The organism is Coprococcus sp. OM06-34AC (assembly GCF_003462545.1).
Classification (GTDB): domain Bacteria; phylum Bacillota; class Clostridia; order Lachnospirales; family Lachnospiraceae; genus Coprococcus; species Coprococcus aceti.
Genome location: NZ_QTZF01000001.1, coordinates 683,908 through 710,682, shown reverse-complemented (window position 1 = coordinate 710,682; position 26,775 = coordinate 683,908). Strand labels below are relative to the sequence as shown.

General features: G+C 44.6%; 24 protein-coding genes and 1 riboswitch. Of the genes, 21 read left to right on the top strand and 3 right to left on the bottom strand.

Going from position 1 to position 26,775, the window contains the following annotated elements; translation table 11 throughout:
* Nucleotides 1–50: 50 nt before the first annotated feature.
* Nucleotides 51–156: riboswitch (TPP riboswitch) on the bottom strand.
* Between the two features lie 254 nt (nucleotides 157–410).
* The 18 genes from DXB91_RS03160 to DXB91_RS03075 all read left to right on the top strand — a co-directional run bounded on the left by DXB91_RS03160 (nucleotide 411) and on the right by DXB91_RS03075 (nucleotide 18,981).
* Entirely contained in the window at nucleotides 411–1,736 is a 1,326-nt protein-coding gene (locus tag DXB91_RS03160; protein ID WP_118016789.1) for a phenylacetate--CoA ligase family protein, read from the top strand.
* Nucleotides 1,737–2,006: 270 nt separating this feature from the next.
* A complete protein-coding gene (gene putP, locus DXB91_RS03155; protein ID WP_118016788.1) occupies nucleotides 2,007–3,488 on the top strand; it encodes a sodium/proline symporter PutP in 1,482 nt (493 codons plus the stop codon).
* Nucleotides 3,489–4,042: 554 nt separating this feature from the next.
* Entirely contained in the window at nucleotides 4,043–4,309 is a 267-nt protein-coding gene (locus tag DXB91_RS03150; protein ID WP_243003499.1) for an OmpA family protein, read from the top strand.
* Between the two features lie 46 nt (nucleotides 4,310–4,355).
* Entirely contained in the window at nucleotides 4,356–5,345 is a 990-nt protein-coding gene (locus DXB91_RS03145; RefSeq protein WP_015533310.1) for an ion transporter, read from the top strand.
* 241 nt (nucleotides 5,346–5,586) lie between these two features.
* On the top strand, nucleotides 5,587–7,191 hold the full coding sequence (pckA, locus tag DXB91_RS03140; RefSeq protein ID WP_022216618.1) for a phosphoenolpyruvate carboxykinase (ATP): 1,605 nt from the start codon (nucleotides 5,587–5,589) through the stop codon (nucleotides 7,189–7,191).
* A gap of 194 nt (nucleotides 7,192–7,385) precedes the next feature.
* Entirely contained in the window at nucleotides 7,386–8,915 is a 1,530-nt protein-coding gene (locus tag DXB91_RS03135) for a putative DNA modification/repair radical SAM protein (protein WP_118016787.1), read from the top strand.
* Between the two features lie 11 nt (nucleotides 8,916–8,926).
* Nucleotides 8,927–9,697 (top strand): TIGR03915 family putative DNA repair protein, encoded by a 771-nt coding sequence (locus DXB91_RS03130; RefSeq protein WP_330416297.1) that lies wholly within the window; start codon nucleotides 8,927–8,929, stop codon nucleotides 9,695–9,697.
* Between the two features lie 123 nt (nucleotides 9,698–9,820).
* Nucleotides 9,821–10,111: a 30S ribosomal protein S6 gene (rpsF, locus tag DXB91_RS03125; protein ID WP_015533308.1), complete on the top strand. Its 291-nt coding sequence runs from the start codon at nucleotides 9,821–9,823 to the stop codon at nucleotides 10,109–10,111.
* A 16-nt stretch (nucleotides 10,112–10,127) separates the two neighbouring features.
* Nucleotides 10,128–10,580 carry a single-stranded DNA-binding protein gene (locus DXB91_RS03120; protein WP_022216615.1) on the top strand — a complete coding sequence of 151 codons (453 nt, stop codon included), beginning with the start codon at nucleotides 10,128–10,130 and terminating at the stop codon, nucleotides 10,578–10,580.
* 17 nt (nucleotides 10,581–10,597) lie between these two features.
* Nucleotides 10,598–10,861 (top strand): 30S ribosomal protein S18, encoded by a 264-nt coding sequence (gene rpsR, locus DXB91_RS03115; protein ID WP_015533306.1) that lies wholly within the window; start codon nucleotides 10,598–10,600, stop codon nucleotides 10,859–10,861.
* A 129-nt stretch (nucleotides 10,862–10,990) separates the two neighbouring features.
* Nucleotides 10,991–11,908 carry an ABC transporter ATP-binding protein gene (locus DXB91_RS03110; RefSeq protein WP_118016786.1) on the top strand — a complete coding sequence of 306 codons (918 nt, stop codon included), beginning with the start codon at nucleotides 10,991–10,993 and terminating at the stop codon, nucleotides 11,906–11,908.
* Complete coding sequence (locus DXB91_RS03105) at nucleotides 11,901–12,671, top strand: ABC transporter permease (RefSeq protein ID WP_118016785.1); 771 nt, start codon at nucleotides 11,901–11,903, stop codon at nucleotides 12,669–12,671. The genes DXB91_RS03110 and DXB91_RS03105 overlap by 8 nt, the downstream gene beginning before the upstream one ends.
* 147 nt (nucleotides 12,672–12,818) lie before the next feature.
* Entirely contained in the window at nucleotides 12,819–14,150 is a 1,332-nt protein-coding gene (glnA, locus tag DXB91_RS03100) for a type I glutamate--ammonia ligase (protein ID WP_118016784.1), read from the top strand.
* 112 nt (nucleotides 14,151–14,262) lie between these two features.
* The gene (locus DXB91_RS03095) at nucleotides 14,263–14,814 is read left to right on the top strand and encodes an ANTAR domain-containing response regulator (RefSeq protein WP_070098466.1); all 552 of its coding nucleotides are present in this window, start codon (nucleotides 14,263–14,265) and stop codon (nucleotides 14,812–14,814) included.
* Nucleotides 14,815–14,839: 25 nt separating this feature from the next.
* On the top strand, nucleotides 14,840–15,640 hold the full coding sequence (dapF, locus tag DXB91_RS03090; RefSeq protein WP_118016783.1) for a diaminopimelate epimerase: 801 nt from the start codon (nucleotides 14,840–14,842) through the stop codon (nucleotides 15,638–15,640).
* A 10-nt stretch (nucleotides 15,641–15,650) separates the two neighbouring features.
* On the top strand, nucleotides 15,651–16,868 hold the full coding sequence (locus tag DXB91_RS03085) for an LL-diaminopimelate aminotransferase (RefSeq protein WP_118016782.1): 1,218 nt from the start codon (nucleotides 15,651–15,653) through the stop codon (nucleotides 16,866–16,868).
* Between the two features lie 216 nt (nucleotides 16,869–17,084).
* The gene (locus DXB91_RS03080; protein ID WP_117548549.1) at nucleotides 17,085–18,584 is read left to right on the top strand and encodes an alpha-amylase; all 1,500 of its coding nucleotides are present in this window, start codon (nucleotides 17,085–17,087) and stop codon (nucleotides 18,582–18,584) included.
* A gap of 67 nt (nucleotides 18,585–18,651) precedes the next feature.
* A complete protein-coding gene (locus DXB91_RS03075; protein WP_015533300.1) occupies nucleotides 18,652–18,981 on the top strand; it encodes a YerC/YecD family TrpR-related protein in 330 nt (109 codons plus the stop codon).
* Between the two features lie 112 nt (nucleotides 18,982–19,093).
* Here DXB91_RS03075 and DXB91_RS03070 read toward each other — a convergent pair whose 3' ends face one another.
* Together DXB91_RS03070 and DXB91_RS03065 are read right to left on the bottom strand one after the other, a co-directional pair.
* Nucleotides 19,094–19,795, bottom strand: coding sequence for a DUF1836 domain-containing protein (locus tag DXB91_RS03070; RefSeq protein WP_055143830.1), 702 nt, complete (start codon nucleotides 19,793–19,795; stop codon nucleotides 19,094–19,096).
* 483 nt (nucleotides 19,796–20,278) lie between these two features.
* On the bottom strand, nucleotides 20,279–21,565 hold the full coding sequence (locus DXB91_RS03065; RefSeq protein WP_330410571.1) for an HlyC/CorC family transporter: 1,287 nt from the start codon (nucleotides 21,563–21,565) through the stop codon (nucleotides 20,279–20,281).
* Nucleotides 21,566–21,750: 185 nt separating this feature from the next.
* On the opposite strand from DXB91_RS03065, the gene DXB91_RS03060 reads away from it, so the two are divergent.
* Both DXB91_RS03060 and DXB91_RS03055 read left to right on the top strand, forming a co-directional pair.
* On the top strand, nucleotides 21,751–21,933 hold the full coding sequence (locus DXB91_RS03060) for a hypothetical protein (RefSeq protein WP_015533298.1): 183 nt from the start codon (nucleotides 21,751–21,753) through the stop codon (nucleotides 21,931–21,933).
* Between the two features lie 181 nt (nucleotides 21,934–22,114).
* Nucleotides 22,115–23,740 (top strand): ABC-F family ATP-binding cassette domain-containing protein, encoded by a 1,626-nt coding sequence (locus tag DXB91_RS03055; protein ID WP_117548552.1) that lies wholly within the window; start codon nucleotides 22,115–22,117, stop codon nucleotides 23,738–23,740.
* Nucleotides 23,741–23,822: 82 nt separating this feature from the next.
* Here DXB91_RS03055 and DXB91_RS03050 read toward each other — a convergent pair whose 3' ends face one another.
* Nucleotides 23,823–24,710 carry a hypothetical protein gene (locus tag DXB91_RS03050; protein WP_022216609.1) on the bottom strand — a complete coding sequence of 296 codons (888 nt, stop codon included), beginning with the start codon at nucleotides 24,708–24,710 and terminating at the stop codon, nucleotides 23,823–23,825.
* Between the two features lie 558 nt (nucleotides 24,711–25,268).
* On the opposite strand from DXB91_RS03050, the gene DXB91_RS03045 reads away from it, so the two are divergent.
* Nucleotides 25,269–26,702 carry an ABC transporter substrate-binding protein gene (locus tag DXB91_RS03045; protein WP_118016781.1) on the top strand — a complete coding sequence of 478 codons (1,434 nt, stop codon included), beginning with the start codon at nucleotides 25,269–25,271 and terminating at the stop codon, nucleotides 26,700–26,702.
* Nucleotides 26,703–26,775: the final 73 nt, after the last annotated feature.

Here is a 26,775-nt window from a genome sequence, read left to right as displayed (position 1 = left end):
AAAAAAGAGTTACCGATCTGGTAACTCCAATAAAGTCTGCACTTTAACAAACGACTGCTATCAGGCTTCCCTACGTTGGCATTATCCAAATCAGGTTTCCGGTCGAAGGTCACACCTTCCTCTCAGCCTGTACTACAAGCTCCCGCGTCCTCTTTTTGTTGTCAGATAATAATATACGACCTGAAAACCCGGAATGCAAGAGTAATCTATCAGGCAAATATGCCATTTGACCGCAAATATTCGAAGCTCTCTCAAAAATATACGGAAAATGTACTGCGATTGATGGCTTTTCCTTGACACAGCCCACATATGTATGTACAATTTAGTTGTTTGGCGCGCTAAAGTGTCATACAAAATCAGCAGGTTGCACAAATGCTGATTTGATTTATCTTATGGAGGACAGTGAAGTTATGAGACAGAAGAAGATTCATTACATCTATAATAAAGAGATGGAGTGTATGGATCCTGAGGAGAGAGGAAAGCTTCAGGGGGAGAGACTTAGAAAGACAGTAGAACTTGAATATGCAAATGTTCCGGCATACAGAGCCAGAATGGATGAAGCTGGGGTAAAGCCGGAGGATATAGAGACAATAGATGATATAACAAAGCTTCCGTTTACACAGAAGACAGATCTCAGGGATAATTTCCCATTTGGATTGTTTGCTGCGGACAAGAAGGATATCATCAGAATACAGGGTTCATCAGGAACCACAGGAAAGCCTATCGTAACAGGATATACACGTAATGATATTGATGTATGGACAGAGATGGTTGCCAGGGCATTCAGGTGTGCCGGAGCCGGAGAGGATGATATCATCCAGATAGCTTACGGTTATGGATTGTTCACAGGCGGACTCGGTGCTCATCAGGGGGCTACCGAGGTTGGAGCCATGGTGGTACCGATGTCATCAGGTAATACACAGAGACAGATCACGATGATGAAAGAGCTTGGTGCTACAATGCTCTGTTGTACACCATCATATGCTACATATCTTGCAGAGACGATTAGAGAGATGGGTATTGATCCGTCCGAACTTAAGCTTAAGTCCGGATGCTTTGGCGCTGAGCCATGGACTGAGGAGATGAGACAGCATCTTGAGGAGCTCCTCGACTTTGATGCATTTGATATATATGGATTAACTGAGATAGGTGGACCTGGAGTTGCATTTGAGTGCTTTGAGAAGAATGGAATGCACATCAACGAGGATCATGTCCTCGCGGAGATTATTGATCCTGTCACAGAAGAACCGCTTCCGGACGGAGTTCCGGGAGAACTTGTATTTACAACTCTTACTAAGACTGGTACTCCTATGATCAGATACAGGACACATGATATATGTACACTTACACACGGCACATGTGCATGTGGAAGAACAACTGTCAAGATGAGTCGTATCACAGGCCGTACAGACGACATGCTTGTAATTCGTGGTGTAAATGTATTCCCTAGTCAGATAGAGTCAGTTCTCCTCGGTGTGGAGGAGGCTTCAACTCATTATATGCTCGTGGTTGATCGTGTGAATTCACAGGACAAGCTGACAGTTCAGGTAGAGCTCAAGGAAGATGTGGATATGAACGATGCAGCAAAGCTTGCGGCTATTGCAGCCCGCATCAAGACTGATATCAAGCAGACACTGCTTATCAGCGCAAAGGTTGAGCTGGTTCCGCCTAAGACCATCCCACGTTCAGAGGGCAAGGCAAAGAGAATCACAGATAACAGACATATCGGATTCTAATCTATAAGATCAGGTAGTCAAATATAAACAGCCGGCTCGATGGTGGGCTTTCCGGGATCATGACCGGACAAGCCACCATGGGCCGCTTTTTTATTCTGGAGAGCGCTGGCCTCAGTTTATAATAGCCAAATGCTGAAAAATCTTGCATTTTGGCAAGTTTCCGTGTAGAATTTGCTTTGTTATGTGCACTGACAGTGAGATACTGCACTGCAGTGGTAAAGTTGGTGCGGAGCAGATAAATTATAATTATTATGGAAGGTGGATTAACTAATGAATGTTTACGAGATGATTGCGTTTATAGCGTATTTTGTCCTGGTAATCGGTGTAGGAATTTATTTCTTCTTCAAATCCAAGGGGAATGCCGGAGAGAAGGATTATTTTCTTGGAGGAAGAGATATGAATGGTCTGGTGGCTGCACTCAGCGCCGGAGCATCTGATATGAGTGCGTGGGTTCTCATGGGACTGCCCGGAGCATTCTATGCGACAGGACTCAGCAACATGTGGATATCAGTTGGTCTGTTCATCGGAACAGCATGTGCCTGGATATTCATAGCACCGAGACTCAGAAGATTCTCGATAGCGTACAACGATTCGATCACTATACCTCAGTATCTGACAAATCGTTTTCAGTCAGACAATAAGCTGCTTCTCATAATATGTGCAGTTATATTTGTGGTTGCATATTGTATATACGCTGCGTCAAGTATATCGGCCTGCGGTACTCTGTTCAACACTGTTATGGGCATCGATAGGAATACAGCCATGATTGGCGCTGCAGTCATCATCATCGTGTACACATTCCTTGGTGGTTTTAATGCAGTGTGCTGGACGGATTTCTTCCAGGGACTTCTGATGCTTGCAGCTCTCATGATCGCACCTATCATTGCGGTCATCACCATGCAGGGCGCTGGCTTTATAGCACCTGATGTTGTCATTCCAGACAATTATTACAATGCCCTTATAAGTGGTTCATTTGACAAGAACAGTGTGATCAATATCATATCAGGACTTGCATGGGGACTTGGATATATGGGTATGCCACATATTCTTATAAGATACATTTCGATCAAGTCAGAGAAGGAGATGAAGAAGTCCAGAATAGTCGGTACTTGCTGGACGGGAATCATCCTCGTTATGGCATCCGTAGTTGGTATGGTCGGCCTTAAGTATCTTGGCGGTGGACTTACAGATAACTCACAGGTATTCATCAGACTTGTAAGAGGCGTGTTCCCTGCACTTGTAGCTGGTATACTTCTCTCAGCTATCCTTGCAGCGTCCATGAGTACAGCTGATTCACAGCTCCTTGCTTCATCATCAGCATTTTCGTCTGATGTGTACAAGCCTATATTCAGAAAGAGTGCATCCGACAAGGAGATGCTCTGGGCAGGAAGAATTGTGGTCATCATCATCTCAGTTGTGGCACTTGCCATAGCGATGAATCCAGACTGCGAGGGTATCATGGCACTCGTGTCAAATGCATGGGGCGCATTCGGATCGGCATTTGGACCGGTTATCGTTCTGTCACTGTACTGGAAGCGACTGAATTACAATGGAGCACTTGCTTCTATCATAGTCGGATTTGCTGTTGACATGCTCTGGTACAAGTTCCTTGCAACACCAACAGGACTTTATGAGATCGTTCCTGGATTTGCAGCAGCGTTCATTACAGCTATCGTCGTATCACTTCTCACAAAGAAGCCTGACGACAAGGTTGTTGAGATATTCGAGAAGGCTAAGCTTCCTACGGAGTAATTTGCAGTGTAGAGTTAGTTATAAAGCTGGGATCTTTTGGTGGCGGATGAGTTCGTCTGCACACAAAATTATCTCTAAATCAAAATAAAAGGCTGAAAAGATACAAAATCTGAAGAAATTGTATCTTTTCAGCCTTTTTTGCTAAATAAGAGATAATTTTGTGCGCAAAAAAAGAACCACCTGAATTGCTAGGCGGTTCTTTTTTAAACAACAACTTAAACAACTAAGAGTAAATTACTTTCTCTTGAACAACTGAGTTCAGTATATACACAAAATATGAACAGAATATGTACAGAAAAAAAACGTTTTGCAAAATAAAATCTTCAAAATTTAAAGATTTTATGACACATTTTTCAAAGTGCACAAAAAGAAAATGGCCATTTGTGCGGTATGCACAGAGCCTTGTAAAAACATGTAAATCCCGCGTAAATATGTAAATAACAGGTAAAGGAGTAAGTATTTCAACTGGTAAAACAGCCTCTTTTTAATTATGATAGGAGATAGGGCGATTATAAGTGTGCGTATGTTTGCCATAACGGGTGGTATATTCGTGTATGCTTACCATCAACCAGTTCCTGCCGAAGTACTGCAGTGTGCTTCTGCGCGATGATTACAGGGAATACGTTTCGGAGATAATCATAGAGGGACACACGGATATGAATGGTTCCTACATATACAATCTTGAACTTTCACAGCAGCGAGCGTTCTCAGTGGCAAAGTACTGTCTGACGGAGAGCAACGGCATCATAAGCAGTGGACATGGCAGCGTCGAGACGCGTGGAGATCAAGTTCAGGCTTCAGGACGAAGAGATGATAGATGAGATGATGGACATTCTCAAGGACAAATAGATATATAAGAGGAGAGCAATGGCGGTAAACAAGACAAAACTCAAAAAGCAAATATTTGACATAATACAGATAGGGGACAAAAGCAATCTGGCGAGCAGGGCATTTGACATATTCATAGTGGGTGTCATATTGTCGAACATATCGGTGATGTTCCTGCAGACCTACGATCAGCTTGAACCATATTATGGGCTGCTGAGTGTTATCGAGTGGGTGACTACAGGCATATTCTGTGTTGAGTACATTCTCCGCATATGGACGGCGGATTTCCTGTATCCCACATGCACCAGAGGAAAGGCTATAGGAAAGTTCCTCATATCATATGACGGAGTTGTGGATCTGCTCACGATCATACCAGTGTTCTTTCTGTCTGGCTTCGTGGCGTTCAGGATGCTCAGGGTGATCCGTATATTCCATCTTTTCAGGATCAATTCAAAGTACGACAGCTTCAATGTCATTAAGATAGTCCTGCTGAGAAAGAGCAGACAGATCATATCGTCCATGTTCATCATATTTATACTGATGATGGCGAGCAGCCTGTGTATGTACAGCACTGAGCATGCCGCACAGCCGGGAGTGTTCAGCAACGCCTTCAGCGGCATATGGTGGGCGGTATCGACAGTCCTTACCGTGGGGTATGGAGACATTTACCCGATCACGCTGCTGGGCAAATGCATGGCGATAGTCATAGCATTTATGGGAGTTCTGCTGGTAGCGATACCTACAGGTATCATAAGCGCCGGATTTGTAGAGCAGTATCAGAACAATGCCAACGAGGAGTCCAAAGTTGTTGATGTGGACGAGATTGGAGAACTGCTCGTAGATGATGTGAGCAAGTTTTGCGGCAGGACCATACTCCAGGCTACGGAGGAGTATGGTGTGAATATATATATGGTACTCAGGGATAATATGTCTATACTGCCGACAGGTGATCTGGAGATACAGACAGGTGATATTCTGATAGTGAAGTCAAAATTCCTTGAGAAGAGACGTGGAAGCTCATTATCTTAGTTTATGCAAGTAATAAATATAAAATTGAGATTATAAATGAGAAGTTTCTGTAAACTACAAAAAAAACTCAATAATCATATTGATTTATTTTGACTAATTGGGTATACTTTCAACTGAATATGAGAGAAAGTGTTCATATTTATTTTCAGATTATTGAGTGCTGTATAGTTGCGGTGCCGGCAGGGTACAGGCGACATGCACCTATCAATGAAATACATTTAAAGAAAAGGAGTTAAGAAAAATGGCAACAGTTGATTTAACTAAGTATGGCATTACAGGCACAACAGAGATCGTACACAATCCTTCATATGAATTGTTATTCGAGGAAGAGACAAAGGCTGACCTTCAGGGATACGAGAAGGGACAGGTTAGTGAACTTGGCGCAGTTAACGTTATGACTGGTATTTATACAGGCCGTTCACCTAAAGATAAGTATATCGTAGTAGATGAGAATTCAAAGGACACTGTATGGTGGACATCAGATGAGTACAAGAACGATAACCATCCAATGACAGAGGAGACATGGGCATCAGTTAAGGACCTTGCAAAGAAGGAGCTCTCAAACAAGAGACTTTTCGTAGTTGATGCATTCTGCGGAGCAAATGCTGATACTCGTATGGCTATCCGTTTCATCGTTGAGGTTGCTTGGCAGGCTCATTTCGTAACAAACATGTTCATCAAGCCAACTGAGGAAGAGCTTAAGAACTTCGAGCCAGATTTCGTAGTGTACAATGCTTCAAAGGCTAAGGTTGAGAACTACAAGGAGTTAGGACTTAACTCAGAGACATGTGTAGCATTCAACATCACAAGCCATGAGCAGGTTATAGTTAACACATGGTACGGCGGAGAGATGAAGAAGGGTATGTTCTCAATGATGAACTACTACCTTCCACTTAAGGGAATGGCTTCAATGCACTGCTCAGCTAACACAGATATGAACGGTGAGAACACAGCTATCTTCTTCGGACTTTCAGGAACAGGTAAGACAACACTTTCAACAGATCCAAAGCGTCTCCTCATCGGTGATGATGAGCACGGCTGGGATGATAACGGCGTATTCAACTTCGAGGGTGGATGCTACGCTAAGGTTATCGACCTTGACAAGGATTCAGAGCCAGACATCTACAACGCTATCAGAAGAAATGCACTTCTTGAGAACGTTACACTTGATGCAAACGGCAAGATCGATTTCACTGATAAGAGCGTAACAGAGAATACTCGTGTATCTTACCCAATAGATCATATCAAGAACATTGTAAGACCTATATCATCAGCACCAGCTGCAAAGAACGTAATCTTCCTTTCAGCAGATGCATTTGGAGTACTTCCTCCAGTGTCAATCCTTACACCAGAGCAGACACAGTACTACTTCCTGTCAGGATTCACAGCAAAGCTTGCTGGTACAGAGAGAGGTATCACAGAGCCAACACCTACATTCTCAGCTTGCTTCGGTCAGGCATTCCTTGAGCTGCATCCTACAAAGTATGCAGAGGAACTTGTTAAGAAGATGGAGAAGAGCGGTGCTAAGGCATACCTTGTTAACACAGGATGGAATGGAACAGGCAAGAGAATTTCAATCAAGGATACAAGAGGAATTATCGATGCAATCCTCAGTGGTGCTATCAATGAGGCTCCTACAAAGAAGATCCCTATGTTCGACTTCGAGGTTCCAACAGAGCTTCCTGGCGTAGATCCAGCAATCCTTGACCCACGTGACACATACGCTGATGCTTCAGAGTGGGAGACAAAGGCTAAGGATCTTGCAGCAAGATTCCAGAAGAACTTTGCTAAGTACGAGGGTAATGCAGCAGGTAAGGCATTAGTTGCAGCAGGCCCACAGCTCTAAGATATAGCTTAGGATCATATAGAAGAAAGGAACTGTCATAGTCCAGAGCCTTTCGCATAGAGAAGACCGGATACATTCGTTCAGAGTGTGTCCGGTCTTTTTTGTCTGCGCCATCCATAAGTAATATTATGCTTTAACCGGCGACCAGAAATTACCTCTTGCAATGCCGAACAAATGTTCGTATAATATTATGCATGAACGAGATAATTACAGGACTTACAACGAAAGAAAAACTGAATATACTGGCGGATGCGGCGAAGTATGATGTGGCGTGTACATCCAGTGGAGTGGACAGGAAGGGACAGAAGGGAGCCCTGGGCAACAGTGTATCATGTGGTATATGTCACAGCTTTGCAGCGGATGGAAGATGTATATCGCTGCTTAAGGTCCTTATGACGAACCACTGTGTATATGACTGCAAGTACTGTCTGAACCGCAGAAGCAATGATGTGCCAAGAGCGACATTTGAACCGGAGGAGCTATGCGATCTGGTCATAGAGTTCTACAAGAGGAATTATATAGAAGGGTTGTTCCTGAGCTCCGGTGTGCTCAGGGATCCGACATACACCATGCAGAGGATGTGTGAGACTCTGTATCTTCTCAGGACGAAGTACAGGTTCAATGGATATATCCATGTGAAGACCATTCCGGGGGCATCGGATGAGCTTATAAGCATGGTGGGATATTTAGCGGACAGGATAAGTGTTAATATGGAGCTGCCGACTGAGGAGAGTCTGAAGAAGCTTGCCCCGAACAAGAGCTTTGACACCATACTTGATCCCATGGGCAAGCTGACCAGCACTATAGAATCCCACAGACTGGCGGTGGGCAAGACTGCGCGTATGGAGAGGAGCGGTATCAACAGATACCTTACTGGAAGCATATTCAATGAGAAGAATCTGCAGAAGGATCTGACCGCATACAAAGCAGAGCTGGCAGGGCAGGAAAGACATGGTGCTCTGCAGATGTCAGCAGCAGAGGCACTCACAGATGGAATGATCTCTGATAAAAGAGACATCGGTGCTGCCTCTTCGCCCCTCCCTGTCATGTTTGGAGATACAGACAGGAGACAGGCATTTGCCCCGGCGGGACAGAGCACACAGATGATAGTTGGAGCCAGCGGAGAGTCGGATTACACGCTCATACACACAGCCCAGAGACTGTATCAGCGATACGATCTGAAGCGTGTGTTCTACTCCGCGTATATACCGATCAACGAGGACTCGGCACTCCCTGCGTTGGATACGGCGGTTCCATTGCTCCGTGAGCACAGATTGTATCAGGCGGACTGGCTGCTCAGATATTATGGATTCCACGCTGAGGAGATATTGTCTGAGAACGAGCCGAACCTCGATCAGAGAATGGATCCGAAGTGCAACTGGGCAGTGAGGCATCTTGACCAGTTCCCGGTCGAGGTGCAGACGGCACCGTATGATCTGCTTCTCAGGATTCCCGGCATAGGGCCGAAGTCGGCGGGCAGGATAGTGAGAGCCCGCAGATACGGAAGTCTGGATTTCGATAATCTGAAGAAGATGGGGGTGGTGCTTAAGAGAGCACATTATTTTATAACGTGTGGCGGACGTATGATGTACAGGATCCCTATAGAGAGGGATTACATTGTCAGGGAGATGACGGATCTGAGCCGGGGAGAGAACTGGCAGGCATCACACGGCAATGAACAGTATAGACAGATGACTTTATTTGATATAGGAATGAAGGCGTGAAGGTGGAAGTTATGGACAATATGAAGGTTTTTACATGCAGAGACAGATATGACGATATGGCTACATGCATATATGAGGCGTGGAGTATGGCACTGCAGGTCGGACACGACTATGTGATGCTTATGAAGGAGCCTGTGGAACAACTGGATATATTCGCTGACTATATACATGTCGAGCCGGATGCGGACAAGGTGCAGAAGTTTACCCGGTCTGTGAAGAAGGTATCCTGGCTGGTGTACCGCAACGTATTCAATGCACTATTGTCGCATCAGGAGGATGCACTGGACACTGTGTACAGATATCTGATACTGGCATTTGCCGAGGGCCGAAAGGTGGAACATATGCTCATAAGTCCGGAGGTGATGCGTATCATGGAGCTTGGGCGGAGTGTGAGCAACGAGGCACATCTATTCAGGGAGATAGCCAGATTCACTGCTGTCCAGGGGCGGGTGTATGTATGTCATATAGAACCAAAGGACGATGTTGCGCTTCTTGTCGCCAGTCATTTTGCGGACAGGATGCCGTCAGAATACTGGCTGATAGTGGATGATGGCAGACGTTACGCCGTGGTGCATCCGGTGGATTCGGATATGTATGTGAGGCGGCTTACAGATCAGGAGATGGAGACGCTGGGCAGTGCAGAATATATGGAGGATGATTACACAGATATGTGGAGAACATTCTTCAGCGCGGTGAGCGTGGAGCAGAGAGAGAACTACAGATGCCAGAGAAGCATGTTCCCTTTGTGGTCGAGAAAGCATGCCACAGAATTTTTGGGATGATCATAGAAAAAATGCTTGAATTGGCTGGAAAAATATGATAGTATCTGAACTTGTGATGTATTAATCATATTTTCCTTGCTCACAGATGACTGTGGGCCAGAGACCATAAGGAGGTGCAATGTAATGAACAAATATGAATTAACTTTAGTTGTTAGTGCAAAGATTGATGAGGAAGCCAGAACAGCTGTAGTTGATAAGGTTAAGTCTTATATTGAGAAGGCTAACGCAACAATTACAGAAGTTAACGAGTGTGGACTCAAGAAGCTTGCTTACGAGATTCAGAAGATGGGCGAAGCATACTACTACTTCATTCAGTTTGATGCAGAGGCTGGAGTTCCAGCTCAGCTTGAGGCTAACATTCGTATTATGGAATCAGTTCTTAGATATCTTTGCGTTAGATTAGACGCCGAGTAATAGGAGGTATTCTATAATGAACAAGGTAATATTGATGGGTCGTCTCACAAGAGACCCGGAAGTTAGATATTCACAGTCAAACACAGGTGATGGCCAGATGGCTATTGCAAGATACACATTGGCTGTAGACAGAAGATTCAATAGAAATGGCGACCAGAGTGCAGACTTCATCGGCTGCGTTGCATTTGGCAGGAGCGCTGAGTTTGCAGAGAAGTACCTGAAGCAGGGAACGAAGATTGCTATAACAGGTAGAATCCAGACTGGAAGCTATACGAATAAGGATGGTAACAAGGTGTACACAACTGATGTTGTTGTTGAGGAGCAGGAGTTTGCTGAGAGCAAGGCTGCAAGCGGACAGGCATCAGGCGGTGGATATCAGCCAGCAGGAAGACCGGCACCTGGCAATGCAGGAGCTGAGGGCTTCATGAGTATACCGGAAGGTATTGAGGACGATTTACCATTCAAGTAAAATAGGAGGTAAATACAATGGCTTACAATAAGACTGATAGAGCTGACGCTCCAATGAAGAGAAGAAATATCCGTAGAAGAAAGAAAGTCTGCGAGTATTGTGCTAATAAAGAGGCTGTGATCGATTACAAGGATTCAAACGCACTCAGAAAGTATATCTCAGAGAGAGGTAAGATCCTTCCAAGAAGAATCACAGGAACATGTGCTAAGCATCAGAGAGCAATCACAATTGCTGTTAAGAGAGCTAGACAGATCGCAATATTACCATACGTTCAGGATTAATTCTTATCATTGATAAGTATATAAAGGACCCGTTGTTCAGCTATGTGCTGGATGACGGGTTTTTGTGTAAATTCATAGAATATTATTTCCTGTAGGCGTATTTTATGAGGACAGAAAGGTGGGGAATAAATGGCAGAGAATGTTGTGAGAGTAAGCGGACTCACGAAGACATTTGGAAAGAATACTGTTTTGTCCAATGTCAATATATCTCTTGAAAGGGGAAAGATATATGGCTTTATAGGACAGAACGGGGCAGGAAAGACGACCATGATCAATCATATCAATGGTCTGTTGTTTCCTGACGAGGGAGAGATAGAGTTATTTGGCGCCAGTGACAGTAAGGGGCTGGTGAATGCCAGAAAGAGGATAGGAACGGTGTGTGAACATGCCGGACTGCACGACAATTATAATGCTGGAGACAATATAAAGCTTAATATGAAGCTGAGGGGGATAAAGAACGACAAGCTCATCGACCAGACCATAGCAAACGTTGGACTGCAGGGTGTTGGTAAGAAGAAATTCAGAAACTATTCGATGGGAATGAAGCAGAGACTGGCAATTGGCTGTGCCATGCTGTCAGGTCCGGATCTTCTGCTCCTGGATGAGCCTATAAACGGGCTTGATCCGGTTGGAATAGTTGAGATAAGAAATCTTCTCAAGCAGATAAATCAGAGGTTTGGCGTGACGATACTTATATCAAGCCATATACTCACAGAGCTTCACGAGCTGGCAACGGACTACATAATGATAGACAGAGGACAGATCATAGACTGCCTCTCCGCAGCGCAGCTTGATGCGAAGTGTCACAGAAGACTGAGACTGCGCACCAATGATGTGAAGAAGGTGCTTGATATACTTGCTATGAGATACAATATAGTGAATGTGTATGTGAATGGTGATGAGATAATCGTGGACCAGCCGGTAAATTCAGACGAGCTGGCATGGGTTCTCTACAATGAGAGGGTGTTTGTCAGTGAGTACCATCTCGAGGAGGAGAGCCTTGAGAACTACTTTATTCACAGGATAGGGGGTGCTCATTATGCGTGAACTGTTGTCGGCTGAATTTTATAAGCTGTATAAGAGCCTGGGCTTCAGGGTGTGCCTGATAGTTTTCTTTGTCCAGGATATAATATATCTGATCTCGGTGGGATTGGTTGGAGATATTCTCGGAATAGAACTCACGGGAGATTTTCAGTTCCAGTATCTGCTGGGCTCGTTTTCCGGAAGCTCGGTGTCGGGCATGCTGTTTGGATTTATTGCGGCGTCGCTCATCACCAGCGATTACAAGTCCAGGGATATCCAGTGTGCGATAGCCCAGGGACACAGCAGAGCACATATAATGCTTGCGAAGATCATAGTATATATAGTGGCGATCTGGATACTTTCTCTTGAAGACATACTTGTGTATACCGTAGGAGGATGCATTTGTGGAGGCTTTGGAAAGGCATTTACCATGGATGTGGCGGGATATATGCTGAGATCGGTGGCGTGTGAGGGATTTGTGCTTACGATGTTATATATGACATGCGTGTTCCTTGCGTTTGCACTGACGTCCAAGGCAGCGTCCGTATCCGTGAATCTGCTGCTGTTTTTCCTGGTGGATCTCGGCGTGCAGATCATGCCTGTGCTGTTCCAGTCGGATGTTCTGGAGAAAATACTGGGCTATATGCCGTTCAGCTCTGTGAGGGAGATGAGCCAGGTCGATATAGACTGGAGCCATGCTGGAATATCCCTGGCAGTGGCCGCTGCGTATGGCGCGGTGATGATAGTGGCAACGTGGTTGACATTCAGGAAGAGAGATCTTCGATAGAGAATTATGACAGAATATACATTTGCTCAACCGTTCATCTGTGTTGACAAAAGTTCTGTCAAAGTTTATTATAACTCTAGCTATGAGAAAATCTCATAGGGATTTACATGCAGAGGATCAAACAATGTGTAGAAAAGGAGTATAACGATGGGAAAATACACAAAGGAAGACATACTGAAAAAGGTCAAAGAAGATGATGTTGAGTTTATAAGACTTCAGTTCACAGATATTTTTGGTGACCTTAAGAACGTAGCGATAACCTCAAGCCAGATAGAGAAGGCACTTGACAACAAGATCATGTTCGATGGTTCTTCTATAGAGGGCTTTGCGAGAATTGAGGAGTCAGATATGTATCTGTATCCTGATTATGATACATATGAGACATTCCCTTGGAGACCACAGCAGGGAAAGGTTGCAAGACTTATATGTGATGTATATAAGCCTGATGGAACACCATTTGAGGGCGATCCAAGATATGTACTTAAGAGAGCTCTGGCTGAGGCAAAAGAGATGGGTTACACTATGAATGTAGGTCCTGAGTGTGAGTTTTTCCTCTTCCAGACAGATGAGAACGGAATGCCTACAACTAACACATACGAGAGAGCAAGCTATTTTGATCTTGGACCACTGGATTTCGGTGAGAATGCGAGAAGAGATATGGTTCTTACTCTTGAGCAGATGGGATTTGAGATCGAGGCATCACACCATGAGGTAGCTCCTGCACAGCATGAGATAGATTTCAAGTACGGTGAGGCTTTGAGAACCGCCGACAACATCGAGACATTCAAACTGGTTGTAAAGACTATTGCCAAGAGACATGGTCTCTGCGCAACATTCATGCCAAAGCCAAAGTATGGCGTATGCGGTTCAGGTATGCATATGAACATGTCGCTCCAGAAGGATGGCAAGAACATATTTGCAGATGAGAACGATAAGCTCGGACTTAGCCAGGAGGCTTACTGGTTCATCGCCGGAATCATGGAGCATATGAAGGAGATGACAGCCATCACCAACCCACTTGTAAATTCATACAAGAGACTTGTTCCAGGCTATGAGGCTCCTATTTACATCGCATGGTCAGCAAAGAACAGAAGTCCACTTATCAGAATTCCAAGTGCACGTGGTGCAGGAACAAGAGTTGAGCTCAGATGTCCGGATCCAACAGCTAACCCATACCTTGCCATGGCAGTATGCCTTAGAGCAGGACTTGACGGAATCAAGCGTCAGCTTCCAGTTCCACCAAGTGTAGATACAAATATATTCAACCTCACTGCAGAGGAGAAGAAGGCACGTCGTATCCACAGCCTTCCTGCAAACCTCAGAGAGGCAACTCTTGCCATGAGCGAGAGCGACTTCATGAAGGAGGCAGTTGGTTCACACATCTTCGAGAGATATACAAGTGCCAAGATGGATGAGTGGAATGAGTACACAAGACAGGTTACAGACTGGGAAATCTCAAACTATCTGTACAAAGTCTGATCTTATACACGAACAATATAAAATGATGAGTAGTATAGGTAAGCGGAGCGAAAGGTCTGCTTACCTATATATTTGATAATAGCTATACGTACACGATTGAGAGGGCTTTGATTTGGTAAATGTTATAATAGTTTTTCCGAAAATAGAGGAAGCAAAGAGTATAAAGAACCTGCTCATTCGCAATGGTATAAGTGTTACAAAGGTGTGTACAACCGGAGCCCAGGCGGCGCAGGCTGCGGATGCGTGTGACGATGGAGTCATAATATGTGGATATAAATTCCTGGATATGATGTATTCAGATCTTGAGAATTATATTCCGAAATATTTTGACATGATCGTGCTCAGCAGCAAGAAGAATTATGAGGAAGTCCGGGACAGCGGCGTGGTATGTCTGTCTATGCCGATAAAGTCGATGGACTTTGTGAATACCGTAAGTCTCACCATAGAGAATCTTCTGTGGGAGAGAAAAAAGAGAAAGTCCAGGCCAAAGGAGAGAACCGAGGAAGAGAAGAAGGTCATCAAGGCGGCAAAGCTCAAGCTTATGCATGACTTTGAGTATGATGAACAGGGCGCTCACAGATATCTGCAAAAGAAGAGCATGGATAACGGTATAAATATAGTCGAGATGGCATATATGATACTGGATAATTCAGATTGTTTCTAAAACAGATCAAGAGGGAGGCTTTCTATTGCGATTCACGAAGATGGAAGGACTTGGAAATGACTACGTGTACGTGAACTGCTTCAGAGAAAAGGTGTATGATCCGGAGATCCTTGCCAGGCTTGTCAGTGACAGGCACAGGGGCATTGGGGGCGACGGACTGATACTTATAGGATCTTCGGCCAGGGCTGATTTTAATATGGATATATACAATGCGGACGGCAGCAGGGCAGAGATGTGTGGAAATGGCATAAGATGCCTTGGCAAGTATGTATACGACCATGGAATGACGGAGAAGACGGAATTTACTGTGGAGACACAGGCGGGTATAAAACGGCTCAGATGCATTCTGCAGGATGGAAGAGTGGCTGCGGTGTGTGTGGATATGGGCAGACCTGATATAGGTGCGGCTGTCGAGACGGCTGTTCTGCCTGATGAAACTGTGGATTTTGTCCGGGTATCCATGGGCAATCCCCATGCGGTTGTGTGGGTGGATGATATATATGTCTGTCAGATGGAGACTTTGGGGCCTGAGATGGAGGCGCATCCCATGTTCCCGAACAGGACAAATGTAGAATTTGTCCAGATCGTTGACGAAGATCATATGCGGATGCGCGTGTGGGAACGCGGATCCGGCGAGACATTTGCGTGCGGTACAGGCGCGTGTGCGGCTGTGGCGGCGGGGATAGCTGCCGGCAGGACGAGAGATTCGGTAAAGGTCTCATTGCTTGGAGGAACTTTGGATATTGATTACGACAGGCAGAATGAAACTATGTACATGACAGGACCGGCAAGGGAAGTATTTGAAGGCTGGACTGATATATATTAGGAGGAAAGATATGTTTAAGGCAAATGAAAATTATTTAAAGCTTCCGGGAAGTTATCTCTTCTCAACAGTTGGAAGAAAGCAGAGAGAGTACAGCGCAGCACATCCTGACAAGAAAGTTATAAGACTCAGTATCGGTGATGTGACTCAGCCACTTGCACCGGCTATCATAGAGCGCCTTCACAAGGCTGTAGACGAGATGGCAGTTGCGGAGACATTCAAGGGATACGCTCCTGATCTCGGCTACGAGTTCCTCAGAAACACCATAGCAAAGAACGACTATGCTGACAGAGGCGTGGATATATCTGCTGATGAGATATTTGTCAGCGACGGGGCAAAGAGTGACTCAGCAAATATCCAGGAGATATTTACAGCAGGCAGCAAGATCGCAGTATGTGATCCTGTATACCCTGTATATGTTGATTCAAATGTAATGGCAGGAAGAACAGGAACATACGACAAGAACACAGAGTTGTGGAGCGATGTAATTTACATGCCATGTCTTGCGGACAATAACTTTGCGCCAGAGCTTCCAAAGGAGACACCTGACATCATATATCTGTGTTTCCCAAACAACCCTACAGGAGCAACGATCAAGAAGGATCAGCTTCAGGAGTGGGTAGATTACGCAAATAAGGTCGGAGCAGTCATCATCTACGATGCTGCATACGAGGCATATATCAGCGAGGAGGATGTTCCTCATACAATATATGAGTGCGAGGGCGCAAAGACATGTGCTATCGAGCTCAAGAGCTTTTCTAAGAACGCAGGATTCACAGGAACACGTCTTGGCTATGCTGTAGTTCCAAAGGATCTGAAGGACGCAGATGGCGTGTCAATGCACAGCCTGTGGGCAAGAAGACATGGAACAAAGTTCAATGGCGCTCCATACATTGTTCAGGCAGCAGGAGACGCGGTGTACTCAGACGAGGGCAAGGCTCAGACAAAGGCTCAGATCGCATACTACATGAACAACGCAAAGGTTATCTCACAGGGACTCAAGGATGCGGGTTACACTGTATCAGGCGGTGTAAATGCGCCATACATCTGGCTTAAGACACCGAACAACATGTCATCATGGGATTTCTTCGATTATCTGCTTGAGAATGCAAATGTAGTCGGAACCCCAGGTTCAGGATTCGGACCAAGCGGTGAGGGATATTTCAGACTTACTGCATTCGGAACTTATGAGAATACAGTTGAGGCTATAGAGAGAATCAAGAATATGTAATACAGCTATAAGCTGTGGTGTATACATGCATGGATCAGCGTGTGTGATCCGAGATATATACGTTACAGTACATAGTGTCTTTGGCATGCCTGCAGGCACTCCGGTAAGGGGAGTCTGCGGGCATGTTTTTTGTTATTTGTCGGTCTTTACTCATATATTCAGATTTGATATAATGACTTATAAGGGTGATTAAAAGCCAATAACGGAGGTATTGAGATGAAGGATAACGGACTTTTGGTACAGTATTTTACAGCGAATACGACCGACAGCCAGGATTTATGGAAAAAGGCAGCAGAGGACGCTGCGGTTCTGAAGAAGATGGGGGCTACGGCTGTATGGTTTCCGCCTGCTACAAAGGGAGCACAGGGCAAAGAAGATATGGGGTATGCTCCGTACGATCTGTATGATCTGGGAGAGTTTGACCAGAAGGGTTCAGTTGGAACCAGATATGGAACTAAGGATGAGTATATAGCTGCTATAAAGGCTATGAAGGATCAGGGGATAAATGTCTATGCGGACATTGCGGTCAGACAGAAGCTCGGCGCTGACAGGATAGAGAAGGTTACAGCAGCCGACTTCAACACCAAAGATATTCCACAGATGATCGGCAATAAGAAGACTGTGGGAGCACTTTCAAAGTTTACATTCCCTGGAAGAAAGTCAAAGTATTCCAAGTTCAAGTGGAACTGGAAGCATTTTGCGGGAATAGACTGGAAGCAGGAAGAATTCAAGAAGCGTGTGTGCGCTCTTGAGGGCAAGGATTATGACGAGGCGGACAAGGAATATTCCAAGTATGACTATATAATTGGAAGCGAGATTGATTTCTACAATCAGGAAGTGTATGACGAGCTCATGGCGTGGGCTCAGTGGTACGAGAAGACCACTGATGTGGACGGATTCAGATTCCAGGAGGCGGAGGCTATCCCTGCATGGTTTGTGAAGGATTTTATTGAAGCGACATCTGATGTCCCTGTAGCCGCTAAGAAGAAGGGCACAGATGAGGCTCCGGAATATGTACATAAGGACATATTTGCTGTCGGTGATTTCTGGCACTGGAATACAGAATATCTGAATGGCTATATCAAGGCCACAGACAATGAGGCATCCATGTTCGATGTGCCATTGCACTTCAATTTCCACGATGCATCTGTGGCAGATGGAGAGTATAACATGGCAGATCTGCTTAAGGGTTCACTTATGATGAGCAATCCGGAGAAGGCTGTTACATTTGTAGATAACCACGAATCCCAGGTCGGAGGAGTTCTGGAATCGTACGTTGAGGATTGGTTCAAGCCTCTGGCGTATGCGGTCATACTGCTCAGAGAGCAGGGCTATCCGTGCCTGTATATCGGCGACTATGCGGGAATACCACAGGTTAAGGTAAAGTCGAAGAAGACGATACTGAATAAGCTGCTCAAGCTCAGAAAGAAATATGCATACGGAACTCAGCACGACTACTTTGATCACAGCGAGGTTGTTGGATGGACCAGAGAGGGCGACGAGGAGCACAAGGATTCAGGACTTGCGGTTGTCATGTCCGATGGAATGGGCGGCACCAAGAGAATGTATGTGGGCAGACAGTTTGCGGGAGCACATTTTGCAGATGTCATGGGTAATGCCAAGTATGACATCAAGATAGATGACGAGGGCTGTGGCGAGTTCTATGTCAACAGAAGAGGCCTTTCAGTCTGGATCAAAAAAGATTGCAAATTATAAGAAAGTGGTATATAGTATATATTACTTTATCACGCTAAAGTCGTGAAAGTCAAAAAGGAGCTTAGACATGGGAAAAACAGTACATACAGAGGCAGTACAGGATCTGTTTGAGGCAATACTTACATTGGAGACAGAAGAGGAGTGCTTTAATTTCTTTGAGGATGTATGCACGGTGAATGAACTGTTATCTATAGCACAGCGTTTTGCAGTGGCCAAGATGCTGAAGGAAGACAACACATATCTGGAGGTTGCGGAGAAGACCGGAGCATCCACAGCCACGATAAGCAGGGTCAACAGATCCCTGAATTATGGCAAGGACGGATATGAGCTTGTATTTTCAAGAATGAAGAGCTTCCAGCAGAATGACAAGCAGAGCAACGAGAAAACCGACAAGTAGTCAGACAAAACCCCTGAACGATTACATTTTATCGTTCAGGGGTTTTATTTGTGTTACAGGCTGGAGTCCTGTGAAATCTGGTCGCAATACTTGTTGGTTGTGCGTAAGCTGACTATTTTTTCTTGCCCTCGGCTGCGGCGTTTGCCTGTGGCTGCTTAGCCTTTGCGGCTTTGGCTGCTGCCTGCTCTCTGGCTTTCTGTGCCTGGGCTTTAGCCTTCGCCTTGGCATCTTCCTCAGATTCCTGTCTGAGCTTGTCTACCAGATGCTCCACATATTTCTTCTTGGCATATATATCAACTGAGAGAAGTGAGATCATGCTGAGATCGTGGAGATAGGAGTCCTTCTCAGGATCGTACATGGCATCAGCCTTGTTGGCTGTTCTCACGATATCCTTGATGATGTCACCGTAATGCTGGGATAGATGCTCATACAAGTGGGCGTATATATCAGAAATATCCTTTCCGTCCTTGTTGGAATCAAAATAACCATCTATAAGAGGCTCAAGCAGAGTCTGTATATCGTTGATGCTGAGCATGTTCTTCAGGTAGTATATATAAATGAGCAGTATAAGGTGCTGCTTAGAATATCTCTTCTTGTTAGGCGATGGCAGAAGATTGTTCTTTGTGTAGTTGTTGATCATGGTCTTGGTCATCACCTTGTCCTCGTCATTGCGCCTGTTCTTTCCAAGCTGATCCTCCATGAAGGTGGTCAACTGATCCATGTACAGGTCAATGGAAGGAATATCCTTAGGGTTTATATAATCAAGGCCACCGGCCATTGATATTATGTCTTTAATATTTGTCTTTTTATCCATATAGACACCTCTTATATTAATTGGAGCACGCACAGGAACTGCTGTGCGAAAATGCTGTTCATAAATACCGTTCACAAATTGACATATTCCAACAGTTGTACGTGCTGTGTATGCAGTATGCATTGTTTACGCAGCATGTGCTGTTTTGTGCAGTATGTGTTGTTTATGCAGTGTGTAATACCGCATATAAACAGTTGATTTTGAATCAACACGTCATATTATATAGTATTCAAAACTACATTACAAGGTTGTTTTACTATAAAACGTATTAATTTGTTAAAAATCAAGAGGAAAGAGAATGCTCAGGACGCTAGCTGGCTGCAAGCTTGACGATTGTATCTTTTTGAGCCGAAAAAAGAGAAAGGCACACAAGCTTTCGCAAGCCTGTGTGCTTTTCGTAAATTCCTTCGAGAAATATCACAAAATTGTATCTTTTTCAACGAAAATGTCTGTTTGCGCATAACCCCGCCACCCGGCGCTGGCTTACTCGCCGTCGGCGTCGCCTGGCTCCTGCGGAGCCAGCGTGATAAGCACTCTGGCGACTCGCTTTTTGTCCATCTCAAGTACCTTGTAGATGCATGAGATGTCGGTGACGGACTCGCCCTTGGCTGGAATGTGATCCAGCAGCTCGGTTATGTAACCGCCGAGGGAGTCGTAGTCCTCTGATTCTATCTTTAGATTCAGTGCATCATTCAGATCATCCAGCTTGATGGAGCCATCGACATTGTAGTGGGTGTCGTCAACCTTGATGATGTTGTTGTGTTCCTCCGTGTCGTACTCATCCTTGATGTCTCCGATGATTTCCTCAATGAGATCCTCAATGGTAATAAGTCCTATGCAGATTCCGTACTCATCGAGCACGATGGCCATGGTATTGGAATCCGACTTCATGGAGTGCAGAAGATCATTGGTCTTCTGATATTCATATACATACAGTGGCTTTCTCATGATGTTACGAACGCTGAAATTATTGATATCATGGGTTGCCTTGTAGAAGAAGAGATCCTTAACATGAAGGATACCGATCACGTTATCTCTGGAGTCCTCATATACAGGAATTCTCGTATACGGTACTTCCATGTAGAGCTTCAGCAGATCATCATAAGCCATATCAACAGAGGCGATGGTCATATCTGCTCTTGGGATCATGACATCCCTTGCAATGGAATCTCCGAAGTCCACCACATTGGTTATCATTTCCTTCTCTTTGTCCTCGATGACGCCTTCCTCCTCACTGACGTTCACCATGCTTATGAGTTCATCCTCGGTCATCTTCTGGTTCCCGCCGTCCTTGTCGAGCCTTATGATCCAGAATATAAAATCAGCGATCTTGTTCACTATGAATATCACAGGTGTGAGCACTATCATAAGGAACTGGATTATGTCAATGTATAACAGCGATATCTTCAGGTTATAACGCTGAGCCAGGGTCTTTGGTGTGATTTCTCCGAAGAGGAGAACGATCAGTGTCAGGGCTCCGGTTGCAATACCGACAGCAGAGCTTCCAAATGCCTTTGTTACGAATGTGGTCGTGAGAGAAGATGCTGATATGTTGACAATGTTATTTCCTATAAGAATAGTGCTTATCAGCTTGCTTGAATTCTCTGTGACCTTGAGAACCCGTGAGGCCCGCTTGTTGCCGTTGTCTGCAAGAGACCTGAGCGAGAATTTACTCACCGTTGTGAGTGCTGTTTCAGCTGAAGAAAAGAATGCGGACAGTGCGATCAGCACCACCAGAATGATAATGTTTATTATGGAACCTGCGTCCAAGATTTCATCTCCAATCATTTAAAAAATTTTTAATTCTGATTGTACTTAATATATAGCATATTGTCAAGAATCCGTACCTTGATGTGGCAAAGAATCAGCGAAGAATGAAATGGGGAATAAAAAGCAGAAAAAGACACACAATAATAAGGCAGCAGAAAAATGCATAGCAAAAAGGAGAGAACATCATGAGAAGTTCAACAGAAACCTACAAAGAAGTTGCAGAGAGATGCAGTGCGTATGAGAAGAAGTGTTCTTGTAAGGGCCTTTCAAACGATGTGACGGGTAAGAGTTGTCTTAACTGCGATCATTTTACAGACACAGAGTACTGTGAGCTTGATCTGTATGATCCTATAGTCAAGAATCTCTAGCTGGCAGCCAGAAAATTCTGGTAAAGGATATCAGAATGGAAGAGTGGAGCGGGGCAGGAAAAGCGCCGCTCTGTACATAAAGTAAAGTTGACACATCTGACATGTATTGATATACTTAATCACTGAAAATGGAGACGTCTGCGTGTGCAGACAGAGTAAATAGTGAAAGGTATATACGTCGATGATTAGTGCGAATAACGTAACATTGAGATTTGGTAAGAAGGCTTTATTTGAGGATGTAAATATCAAATTTACAGAGGGTAACTGTTATGGACTGATCGGTGCAAATGGTGCCGGCAAGTCAACTTTCCTGAAGATCCTGTCAGGAGAGATAGAGCCGTCAAAGGGTGATGTGACCATGAATGATGGAGAGAGACTTTCAGTTCTCCAGCAGGATCACTACAAATACGATGAGTACCAGGTGCTTGACACAGTAATCATGGGTAACAAGCGTCTGTATGAGATAATGAAGGAAAAAGATGCTATATATATGAAGGAGGACTTCTCAGACGAGGATGGAGTCAAGGCTGCAGAGCTTGAGGCTGAATTTGCTGAGATGAACGGCTGGGAGGCTGAGTCAGATGCCTCAACACTTTTGAATGGCCTTGGTGTAGGCACAGAGTATCACTACAGCCTGATGAAGGATCTGGATGGTGGACTCAAGGTCAAGGTGCTTCTTGCCCAGGCCCTTTTTGGCAATCCGGATGTACTTCTTCTGGATGAGCCTACAAACCACCTTGATATGGATGCCATCGCATGGCTTGAGGAATTTCTCATCAACTTTGAGAACACGGTTATCGTTGTATCGCATGACAGATATTTCCTGAACAAGGTATGTACCCATATAGCAGATATAGATTACAGCAAGATCCAGCTCTACGCAGGTAACTATGACTTCTGGTACGAGTCAAGTCAGCTGATGATCAAGCAGATGAAGGAAGCCAACAAGAAGAAGGAAGAGAAGATCAAAGAGCTCCAGGAGTTCATTCAGAGATTCTCGGCAAATGCTTCAAAGTCCAAGCAGGCGACATCACGTAAGCGTGCTCTTGAGAAGATCGAACTGGATGATATTAAGCCATCGAGCAGAAAGTACCCATATATCGATTTCAGACCTAAGAGAGAGATTGGAAATGAAGTGCTTACCGTGTCACATATTTCTAAGACAGTTGACGGTGAGAAGCTTCTAGATGATATCTCATTCACAGTTGGACATGACGACAAGATAGCATTTGTAGGACCAAATACAAAGTCAACAACCATGCTCTTTAAGATACTTGCAGGCGAGGAGGAGCCTGATGAGGGAAGTTACAAGTGGGGTGTTACAACTTCACAGGGATATTTCCCTAAGGACAACACCAAGGAGTTCGACAACGACCTTGTGATAGTAGACTGGCTCACTCAGTATTCAGATGAGAAGGATGCCACATATGTAAGAGGTTTCCTTGGAAGAATGCTCTTTGCAGGTGAGGATGGAGTTAAGAAGGTCAAAGTCCTCTCTGGAGGAGAGAAGGTAAGATGTCTTCTGTCCAAGCTGATGATCATGGGGTCAAACACCCTGATTCTTGATGAGCCTACAAACCATCTGGATATGGAGTCGATCACAGCGCTCAACAACGGACTTATCAAGTTCCCTGGAGTCGTATTGTTCTCCTCACAGGATCACCAGTTTGTACAGACAACAGCCAATAGAATTATAGAGATAACAAACACCGGTCTCATAGACAAGCAGACTACATATGATGAGTATCTTGCTAATGACGAGCTTGCAAGAAAGAGACAGGTTATGAATATGGATTCTGAGGACTGATATATTGATATATGATCACCTGAATACAGATCATGACAGAAAAAATGGCTGTGACACAACAATATGTCACAGCCATTTTTTCTTATTCTATACCAAGATCAAAAATGTAATTCAACAGCTTGATAATGTGGTCAACATTCTCCTCGCTGTTGCCCGGGAATGAGAGATACACATCGTTGTATCCCAGGTTCATGCGGTTGGCAAAATCCGTTCCGCTGATGTTTATTGCGTATGCGGAAGTGTGATTTGCGGAATCCTGCGCCGTTACTACACGATCCTTGAGCTCTCCCTCGAAGAGAGTTTTGAGAGTGCCATCATATGTATCAAGCGGATGTATCAGATTTATCCAACTGCAGCACTCAACTCCGGCCTTGTCGGATATCAGCACATCATATACATTGTCCTCGCACAGCAGCGGGAAGGAAGAGTATTCCGTTCCATTTGCATCGTAGTCAGCGTCAAATGTAGTCGGATCGTAATGCAGGTTCTGCATATATTTAATCTTGTCCGAGTCTTTATAATTATAGTAGCTCTTATAGTCGTCTATAACGGATGTGTCCACGCTCCATGGATCAGGACTGTTGACCACCGCATATGCAAATACCGTCGGCCGGGTATTGGAATATACCGCCAGTGAGATCCAGGCCAGTGACACTACGATCATCAGTATTCCTATGATCTTCCATTTGTTGCAGTCTATAAAATAATGAAAACGCTGTGAGCGTGTCATGTCCGCTGTCTCAGCCTTTTTTTGCGCCCGTCTGTATCTGCGGCGCTCTGATCTCGTCATGGCGTGAAGCTCAAGACTGTTTTCGGTCGCAAGGTCCGCTTTGGGCGCTGCAGATCTAGGATCTGAGAAACCGTCGGCCACCTCACGCTTGACACCCCTTGGCTGGATCAAAATGTCATCCGGGGCATCCTTCTGTGTGCTTTCCAGCACCTCTTCCTGTGTATTATCTTTTTTGCTCATTCAAAACTCCTCTGCACGAAAAGAGCCGGAGGGCGTCCGGTCTTCCGCGTCAAATATATTTAATAATAGTATACTAACATATAGAAGAGGAGAACAGAACCCCTCCAATAGTGAAAAAAGTCTAAAATTTAAAATTGCACAATAAAACAGATCGGTTTTGCATGCACTATACATAATGACTAAAAGAAAACCCTGTAAATAAGCTGTTTTATATATATAAAGTACAGTTGCCATATTAGCCGGAAAGGCGCATGGAATGTACGAAAAATAGACTATTTGACAAAAATGATAAAATACACGCCTTATAGATAAAGTTTAATTAGTTATTTTTTAAGCTTAAAAAAAGGCAAATGTGCAAAAAAGATAAAAAAACTCAAAAAAGGGGTTGCCAAATTAGATAATATGCCCTATAATAAGCCTATGTTGACAAGGACGTTGTCAATAAAATCACAACAGAGGTCATGGAAAAGCATGACACGGCATTCCGGATATGCTCGATAAGGCGATTTTAGAGCATAACATTGGAATAGCACACATATTTAAAAGGAGGGTTTTTTTGTGAGAAAAATCAAAAAGGCGTTAGCACTTTCATTAGCTATGGCAATGGGATTATCACTCGTTGCATGTGGCGGAAATGATGATGCTACAACAGAGGCTAAGACAGAGGCTAAGACAGAGGCAACAGAGGCAACAGACGCAGCATCAGATGATGCTACAGAGGCAACAGAGGCAGACGCTTCAGCAACAGGAGCAATTGCAGCACCTAGCACAGATGGCTGGGATGACAGCAAGAAGATTTACGCTTACTCATGGGATGAGGATTTCTCAAAGAAGATGAACGTCGTTCTTGACAAGTTCCCAGAGTACAAGGATTATGTTGAGTTCGTAACACTTGGTGTTGGTGGAACATCAGATGAGTACAAGACAGCTATCGACACAGCTCTTAAAAGTGGAGACAAGTATCCTTCACTTATCCCAGCTGATAACGATGTAGCTAAGTACTGGTCAGAGACAGACGCAACAGCAAACCTTACAGATCTTGGATTCACAGATGATGTTATGGCTAATTCATACGACTTCGCTAAGCAGTATGGAACAAAAGATGGACAGCTTAAGTGCGTTACATGGCAGGCTACAGCAGGTTCTGTATTCTACAGAAGAGACATTGCTAAGGAAGTTCTTGGATCAGATGATCCTGAGACAGTTCAGGCAGCTCTTGCTGATTGGGACAAGTTCTTCGAGACAGCAGACAAGTTAAAGGATGCTGGATACAAGATCGTATCTGGTCCTTCAGATGTTAAGTATGCTATCTGGGATACTCAGTCACAGCCTTGGGTAACAGATGACGGTTCATCAGAGAAGCTTACACTTGATGGTGCAGTTACAGAGTACCTTGAGACAGGTAAGAAGATCTATGATGGTGGATATTCAAACAACACAGCCCTTTGGGATTCATCATGGGCTGCTGATATGACAAATGATTCAAAGGTATTCTGCTACTTCGGATGTCCTTGGTTCATCGGTTCAATGCAGGGTAACGGCGCTGTAGATGGTAACTGGGGAGCTGTTACAGGCCCTACATCATACCACTGGGGCGGTACATACGTAATGGTTGGTAAGGATACACCAAACCCAGAGCTTTGTGCATTCCTTCTTTACGAGTTAACATGTGATCCAGATGTTGGTGTTGAGATCACAAACAAGACAGGTGACTGTGTAAACAACAAGGCAGCTAACGAGAGACTTATCAATGGTGAGCTTTCAAGCAACAATGCAGCTCAGAAATTCCTTGGCGGACAGAACCCAATCGAGGTATGGGCAGCAGCAGCAGAGGGAATCAACCTCAGCAACGTAACATACAATGACGCTTCAATCAAGGGATTCATCGATGAGGCAGCTACAGCTTACAACTCAGGTACATACACATCAGTTGATGATGCTGTTAAGTACATCGAGGACAAGTGTGCTTCAGAGCTTGGTATCTCAAAGTAATCTATCCCTAAAATAAAGGATAAAACTATAAAGTAACAAAATGCACGCATCAGTAATGAAAGTTGCTGGTGCG